Source organism: Neisseria sp. P0017.S009 (assembly GCF_051957375.1).
Lineage (GTDB): Bacteria > Pseudomonadota > Gammaproteobacteria > Burkholderiales > Neisseriaceae > Neisseria > Neisseria perflava.
Window position 1 is genome coordinate 23,476 of the sequence record NZ_JBQCWL010000010.1, and the last position, 8,485, is coordinate 31,960.

The following is an 8,485-nucleotide window of genomic DNA, read 5'->3' on the forward strand; positions in this document are numbered from 1 at the left end:
TTGGTCACACTCGGGCCACCGGTAATGGTGAGGCCGTCTGTATTCAGTTTGCTGTCGCCTGCGGTGACGCTGTCAACAGTGATGTCTTTGGCCAGTTTCAGCTGTGCGCCACCGGCTACGGTTTCGCTGATGATGTTGCTGTCGCCTTTGACATTGATGGTGTCGCCCAATGCGTAGTTATTGCTGCCGGTGGTACCGCCGAAGTTGATGCCTTTGGCGATATTGGCGGCGTTGTTGGCGACGTTTTGGTTGGTCGCAAACAGTTGGCTGCCGTTAACGGCATCTTTGCTGTTGGCATTGAGGTCGCCATCGGCTACGTTGGTCACTTTGTTGCCGGCGTTGTTCAATCCGTCTTTGGTCAGTTTGACATCACCTGCTTTAACGCCGTCTTGGGTCAATGCAACATCGTCGCCTACTTTCACACCGTCGTTGTTCACGGTGGTGTCGCCGGCTTTGACGCTGTCTACCACCAGGTCTTTGTTCAGCTTAACCGTCACTTTATCGTCTTGGGCTTCGGTGGTGATGTTGTCGTCGCCGGCAACGGTCACGGTGGAGCCGAGTTTTTCGACATTGGTGCTGCCGCTGTCGCCGTTGAAGGTCAGGCCTTTGGTGTCAACGGTGGTTTTGGCGTCTACGCCTTTTTGGATGTTATCTTTAGTGCTTTGAGCGAGATCGATACTGTAATTAGTTGTGACGGCACCATCGGCTGCAGTTGTGGTATTAGAGTTCAAATTCAAAGCATTGGAAACTTGTACCGTTGCTTTATCTGCGCTGACGGTATAAGTGGTTTCTTTGCCTGAAGTTGTTTTATTAACGTGCGCGTTATTGCCTGCCTCCACCTTGGTTGTGGTTTTGGCATTATTGATGGCATTGGCTACATCACCAGCAGTCGCCACACCGGCAGTCGGTGCGGAAACTGTGCCATTATTATTGACAGACAATGTGCCTTGAGTGACGTTGATTTGGACTTTTGATGCATTCTCGCCATCAGTAACTGCAACGGTCGTCAAGTTGCCATTAGCGTAGTTGACTGTACCGTTGTTATTGATACGGGATTTGTCTGTACCGTTTTGTTGGATATTGTGTCCAACATTGTTCATCACTGTGTACAGTTGGCTACCATTAACTGCATCGGTTGAAGTGGCGGAAATACGGCCTGCGGCAACATTCTGGATTTGGCGTTCATTGCCTGCGCTGCCTACAGAAACCGCGCCTGTTTTACCAGATGAAGAAGCAGCATAGCTGACATTGGTCGCAGCGCCGCTATCGTTTTTGAATGTTGCATTTTTAGCTGTTGCATCAAAATTATTGGCTGCGCCGACAGCACCATTGCCCAATGCAACAGAGCTACCGATCGTAGTCGTCGCACCATTACCCAACGCAACTGAATCGCTTCCAGTTGCTTTTGCATTATTACCACCGGCAAAACTATTCTGCCCGGCAGCTTGGGCTGAGGAACCAATAGCGGTGGAATAAAGGCCTGAACTGTTTGCCTGTTTACCAATGGCAATAGAATAAGATTGAGCAGTCTGCGCCTGATGACCAATTGCAACAGAATCATCACCGACTGCATTTGACAAATAGCCCATTGCCGTACCGTTATTTTGTGCTGCTGCCCTTGCACCGACAACAGTTGCATTTTCGTAGTTGGCTCTACTGTGAGCACCGACGACTATAGAGTAATTGCGATCATTTTCTGTATTCAAACCTATGGCAATAGAGCCTGTACCGCGAGAATTGGCATTAGAGCCTAAAGCCACGGCACCCACAGTTCCCGAAGTTACAGTTGCATTTGGGCCAACGGCAATAGAAGATGAACCAAGTACGTTGGCATTATGACCCAAGGAAACACTACCCGTCGCACCAGTGCTTGTTGCCGCATTTGGTCCGATGGCAATCGAATTGGTTGCTTTTGCGCCGTCATTGTTCCAGTTTTTCGTACCGTCAGTTTTGCCTTCTTCTGACTTAACAGAGAAATAGCGGACACGTTCAATTGCATTCAAAACACCATAAAGCTGTGAGCCGTTGATCGCATCAGTGGAAGTAGCGGAAATATCGCCAGGGGATACATTGATGATTTGGCGTTCATAACCTCTAGAACCGACAGACACAACATCACCTGCATCGGTAGTTGCACCGCCTGCCCAAGTGTAGGTCACGCCCATGATTTCACGTTGAACGTATGCCCGACCTTCTTTATCGGTTTTAGAAGCCGTACCCAAAGCTACAGAGTTCAGCAAAGTTGCCTTTGCACCTGTACCCACAGCCACACCACCAAATGAGGAGGCTTGAGACCTTGTACCAACAGCCAAAGATAAATCAGAAGTCGCATTGGCTTGAACACCCAAGGCAACCGAGCCTTGACCGGCAAATGTAGTCGGATAGCCACTAATCGTATCACCGCTCATCTTCGTGTAGATCGTGCCCAAATTCTTACCGGTCAGCGCGTAACGCTCTCTAACACTACCGTCTGTATTGTAATAAACAAACTCGTCAGAAGCGTTACCTGAATATAAAGTTTTTGTTACTGCAACTAAATCGTCACCACCAATAGCAACAGATGAGTTGCCATTAGCCACAACATTACCACCAATGGCAATAGATTGGTCACCGCGTGCCCATGCACCTTCAGGTCTACCTTCTGTATCAATATCTCTGTAATTACCCGAACCAATTGCAATAGACTGACTTACACTATTTTTTGCAGCTTTATCGCCTACACGTGCAGTATTACCGATAGCAATATTATTAGCCGTTGTGTTAGTTGGATTCTGAATCTCTAGCCCAGCTTCACGACCGATTGAGATTGCGCCCCAGCTACTTGCATTAGCTTCCAAACCAATTGCAATGGCACTTGCAGGCACATCTTTTCTACCTGGAATTTTTGTAGCAATACCAGGAGAATTTGTAACTGCGCCTCTACCGATAGCAATAGTGTTTGCACTTTGAGCCTGTGCCGAGCTACCTACAGCGATAGATTCTGTAACCTTACCTACCGCATTCGTACCGATTGCAATGGCATTCTCTGCATTTGCAGAAGCCTCGCTACCAACACCGATTGCAACCCCATTACTTCCTCGAGAAACACTGGATTGGCCTAAAGCAATAGAGCCTATACCAAATGCTTGTGCCGAATTGCCTAATGCCGTTGTACCCGTATTATTGGCAAGAGCATTCTTACCTACCGCTGTCGCTTGCGTACCATTTGCTTTGGAATCTGCGCCCAATGCTGTTGAATCTGCAGAAACAGCATTGGCACTTTTACCTATCGCTGTTGCATGTGAACTACTTGCACTTGTATCTGCACCCATCGCAACAGCATGAGTTTGAGTAGCCTTGGCATTTGTACCAACAGCAAGGCTATTATTATGTGTTGCATTTGCACTCGTACCTACCGCAACTGCACCGTTAGCCGTAGCATTGGCTGATGCTCCTACTGACAGAGCACCAATACCGGTCGCTGTTGCACCGCTGACCGCGGTCGCACTGGTTACAGCATCAAATTCAATTTTTCCTCGTACTGCAGTTGCCGCATACGAATTACCTGCACCCAAAAGAGCTGCCGAAATCACTGTCAATCTGAAAACTGTCGCGATACCATTTTTACCGGATTCGGCAGATACATCTGTACTGTTTTGTTCTGCAGACGATTTCACACGGCCTTTGGCCAATTCGGACGTTACAACGAAAGATTGAATCGTACGGTTCCAAACGACTTTAAATATCTTATTCATTAGTGTGTCTTTCTCTTTTTATGATGGGTAAAAGCGTAGGCGTGAGCATGACGCTACTTTAAAAAATCTATTGCGGAGGATTTCCCTGCAAAATGCTTGCTTCGAGCTGACGTTTATTGTCACTTTAAGACGAAATTTAGGCTTTTGACTATCCCGCAACGGTATAGTATTTCATACTTACAAAATATCCGCTAGTCTAAAATATCAACCGATTATCTTTAATTTTTAAACAAAATCATGACGTTTGAACAGAAAAACTAATCATCAAAAGTTCTCCAGTCATGTTTTTATTAATAAGCGTAATGTTGTATTCCGTCGACAAGTCATCAGCAATCACAGTAATCATGCAAGCAACGTGCCAATTGCTCGGAATTTTATTTAAAATGAATTGTTTTCTAAAAAATGGAAAAGGCCGTCTGAAAGATTTCAGACGGCCTTTGATGAAATGATTTTGAACAATTGCTTGCTTGAATAATTTGTTTTTTGAGCTATCAATAAAATTGGCAATATGCTTTTAATACGTCATAGAAAGAATACGCATATCCCTACTTATACAAACGCGGATGGTTTTACAAACCGAATACGGTAATATCGCCCTTGCCTTGACGAATCAGCTCAGTGCCATCGGTCATATCGATAACCGTCGTCGGCTCAGTACCGCACCAGCCACCATCAATAACCAAATCAACAGCATGCTCAAGACGGTCTCGGATTTCGTATGGATCAGTCAATGGCTCTTCGTCTTCAGGAAGCATAAGGGTGCAACTTAAAATAGGTTCGCCCAATTCTTGCAAAAGCGCCAAGGCAGTAGCGTTGTCGGGAACACGCAGGCCGATGGTTTTGCGCTTGGGGTGAAGCGTGCGATTGGGTACTTCTTTGGTTGCCTGCAGGATAAAGGTGTAGCTGCCGGGCGTAGCTGCTTTAAGCTGGCGGAATTGGGCATTATCTACTTTGGCGTAAGTACCCAATTCGCTCAAATCGGCACACATCAGGGTCAGATGGTGTTTTTGATCGATTTTACGAATCGTGAGAATGCGCTCCATCGCGTTTTTGTCACCGAGTTTGCAACCCAGCGCATAACAGGAATCCGTAGGGTAAACGATGACACCGCCACTACGGACAATATCGGCGGCTTGCTTGATGAGGCGGTCTTGGGGATTATCGGGATGGATGGCGAAAAATTGTGCCATGTTTTTTTCCTTATCATTCTAATGGTTTGTTGTTTGACATTTTAAAACTTATTTGGCCGTCTGAATATTGGATTTCCACCACCATGAATGGATTTAGCCTCAGCTACAACACGGCTGCACCCAGTGATACCTTATATATTATTTTGATTTACCGGCCGATATCGAAAGTCAATTTAATACGCTATATAATGCATTATTTTGTTTGAAAGTCATCTCAATGCCTGCTTCTTCCCTACCTTCCCGCCGCTTGTCTGTCGCACCTATGCTTGATTGGACAGACAGACACTATCGCTTTATGGCGCGACAAATTACACGCAATGCTTGGCTTTATAGCGAAATGGTCAATTCAGGCGCGGTGGTTTACGGAGATAAAGACCGCTTTTTGAGTTTCAACGAAGGCGAGCAACCGGTAGCTTTACAGCTTGGCGGCTCAGATCCGCATGACTTGGCAATCGCTACCAAAGCGGCTGAAGCGTATGGCTATAACGAAGTCAACCTAAATTGCGGCTGCCCCAGCCCACGCGTTCAAAAAGGCGCTTTCGGCGCTTGCCTGATGAATGATGTAGATTTGGTGGCAGATTGTTTGAATGCGATGCAGGATGCAGTTGAAATTCCGGTGACGGTCAAACACCGCATCGGTGTAGACAGACAGACAGAATATCAAGTCGTAGCAGATTTTGTGGGAACACTTCGCGAAAAAACAGCCTGCCGCACATTTATTGTCCATGCACGCAATGCTTGGCTGGACGGTTTATCCCCGAAAGAAAACCGCGAAGTCCCGCCACTCAAATATGAATACGTGTATCGTTTAAAACAAGATTTTCCCGACTTGGAAATTTTGATTAACGGCGGCATCACTACCAACGAAGAAATCGCCGAACATCTGAAATTTGTCGATGGGGTCATGATCGGGCGCGAGGCTTATCACAATCCAATGCTGATGCGCGATTGGGATACAATGTTTTACAACGACGCACACGCACCAATCCAATACGCAGACTTAGCAGCTTGGCTATATGCATACAGTCGCGAACAAATCGCCTTAGGACGAGGCACAATCCTGCGCCATATCGTCCGCCACGCACTAGGCTTAATGCACGGCCTAAAAAATGCCCGCACTTGGCGCCGTATGCTCTCAGATGCTACTTTGCTGAAAGACAACGACGGCAGCCTGATTCTAGACGCATGGAAAGAAGTCGAACGCGCAAATATTTGAGATTAATGGTATATCGTGCGAATAAATGAAAGGCCGTCTGAAACATCCAATGATGTTTCAGACGGCCTTTAAAATTACAACAGACTGCTAAAGATATATTCATTTCTCTTTGGCTACTATTACGATTAACTCATCGAATCAACCCAAAACATAATCTAAGCATAAAAAAATGCGGCCTAAATAGGCCGCATTTACTTTGCTTCGTCTTTTCAGACGACTTTTTCAGGCCGTCTGAAAGTCAGATTACCATTGGTAACCAACTGCTGCGGTAGCACCGAAGTGACCACGTGAGTTGCCGGAAGCAGTACCTTTGATGATCCAATTACCACCATCGGAGATGCTAGAGAAGCCGACAGCGTAACCGGTTTCACCGCGGTAGTGACCGCCACCGATAGCCAGCATGCTCTTACCTGGCAAGTAAGCTTGTGGCAGACCGGCAGTAGCCAGAGCTTGAGCCACACCTGCGCGGGCGTTGTTGTCAACTTTGTTCACATTGCTGTTCACATCGCCGAATTTTTGGTTCAGCTGGTCAACGTTAACCGCATCGGTACCGTTCTTACCTGGAGCAACATTTTTAATAGTAGTGTTGCCGGCATCGATACCACCTTGGTTGATGGTTACAGGACCTGCTTTCAGTTCGTTAGTAGTAACACTGTTAACGGTCAGATCAGGGTTCAAGCTGACTTTCAGCGCATCGCCGTCTTTCTTAACGAAGATGTTTTGAACTTCTTTCTCTGAAGTCTTACCGGTTGCTTTGTCGAATACTTGGACTTTAGTACCCGCATCACCTTTAATCTGAATAGTGTTATTCAGTTTTTTGGAGATAGAGCCGTCAGTAGTACCAGTCTCGTCAACCAGACCGAAGGTGCCGTCAGCATCTTTACCATCTTTACCGTCTTTACCATCTTTCACGGTTGCAGTAGTAGTAGAGATGACTTTACCGTCTTTATCGAAGTTGTTGATAGTGATAGTAGAAGTACCTTTAGCTTCATCACGCTCAACTTTACCTTCAGCAGACTTACCGTTTTCACCTTTAGCACCAGTTGCACCAGTATCACCTTTAGCACCGTCTTTAACAACAGTAGTAGTAGTGTTACCGTTACCGTCTTTGATGGTTACAGTATGAGTACCGTCGCCGTTGTCTTTAACTTCAGCTTCAGCATTCTTACCGTCGGCACCAGTTGCACCGGTTGCACCATCTTTAACGACAGTAGTAGTGGTGTTACCGTTACCGTCTTTGATGGTTACAGTGTGAGTACCGTCGCCGTTGTCTTTAACTTCAGCTTCAGCGTTCTTACCGTCGGCACCAGTTGCACCGGTTGCACCATCTTTAACGACAGTAGTAGTGGTGTTACCGTTACCGTCTTTGATGGTTACAGTGTGAGTACCGTCGCCGTTGTCTTTAACTTCAGCTTCAGCGTTCTTACCGTTTTCACCAGTTGCACCGGTATCGCCTTTGGCACCAGTTGCACCGTCTTTAACGATAGTGGTAGTAGTTTTACCGTCACCGTCAACGATGGTCACTGTATGAGTACCGTCGCCATTGTCTTTAACATCGGCCTTGGCATTCTTACCATCGGCACCAGTTGCACCAGTATTACCAGCTTCACCTTTAGCACCAGTTGCACCGTCTTTAACGATGGTAGTAGTGGTATTACCGTTACCGTCTTTGATGGTTACAGTGTGAGTACCGTCGCCGTTGTCTTTAACTTCAGCTTCAGCATTCTTACCGTCGGCACCAGTGTCACCTTTAGCACCAGTTGCACCGTCTTTAACGATAGTGGTAGTGGTGTTACCGTTACCGTCTTTGATGGTTACAGTGTGAGTACCGTTGCCGTTGTCTTTAACGTCGGCTTCAGCGTTCTTACCGTCTTTAACGATAGTGGTAGTAGTTTTACCGTCACCGTCAACGATGGTCACTGTATGAGTACCGTCGCCATTGTCTTTAACATCGGCCTTGGCATTCTTACCATCGGCACCAGTTGCACCAGTATTACCAGCTTCACCTTTAGCACCAGTTGCACCGTCTTTAACGATGGTAGTAGTGGTGTTACCGTTACCGTCTTTGATGGTTACAGTGTGAGTACCGTTGCCGTTGTCTTTAACGTCGGCTTCAGCGTTCTTACCGTCGGCACCAGTGTCACCTTTAGCACCAGTTGCACCGTCTTTAACGATGGTAGTGGTGGTGTTACCGTTACCGTCTTTGATGGTTACAGTATGAGTACCGTCGCCGTTGTCTTTAACGTCGGCTTCAGCGTTCTTACCGTCGGCACCAGTTGCACCGTCTTTAATGATGGTAGTAGTGGTGTTACCGTTACCGTCTTTGATGGTTACAGTGTGGGTAC

At 46.7% G+C, this 8,485-nt stretch carries 3 protein-coding genes and 2 pseudogenes; 1 reads left to right on the forward strand and 4 read right to left on the reverse strand.

From position 1 onward, the window contains the following. The 3 genes and pseudogenes from ACTHTG_RS11010 to ACTHTG_RS11020 form a co-directional block, all read right to left on the reverse strand. Nucleotides 1-2,864, reverse strand: a pseudogene (locus tag ACTHTG_RS11010) (hypothetical protein); the annotation flags it as partial. A gap of 57 nt (nt 2,865-2,921) precedes the next feature. Then, nucleotides 2,922-3,734, reverse strand: a pseudogene (locus tag ACTHTG_RS11015) (ESPR-type extended signal peptide-containing protein); the annotation flags it as partial. A gap of 569 nt (nt 3,735-4,303) precedes the next feature. After that, nucleotides 4,304-4,924: an L-threonylcarbamoyladenylate synthase gene (locus ACTHTG_RS11020; RefSeq protein ID WP_440360690.1), complete on the reverse strand. Its 621-nt coding sequence runs from the start codon at nt 4,922-4,924 to the stop codon at nt 4,304-4,306. A 217-nt stretch (nt 4,925-5,141) separates the two neighbouring features. Between ACTHTG_RS11020 and dusA the strand changes: the two genes are divergently transcribed. Next, nucleotides 5,142-6,140, forward strand: a complete 999-nt coding sequence (gene dusA / locus ACTHTG_RS11025) for a tRNA dihydrouridine(20/20a) synthase DusA (protein ID WP_049336164.1) — start codon at nt 5,142-5,144, stop codon at nt 6,138-6,140. A gap of 243 nt (nt 6,141-6,383) precedes the next feature. Here the strand turns inward: dusA and ACTHTG_RS11030 are convergent. After that, nucleotides 6,384-8,485: YadA family autotransporter adhesin (locus ACTHTG_RS11030; protein ID WP_440362648.1), on the reverse strand; the 2,102-nt coding region annotated here is incomplete at its 5' end.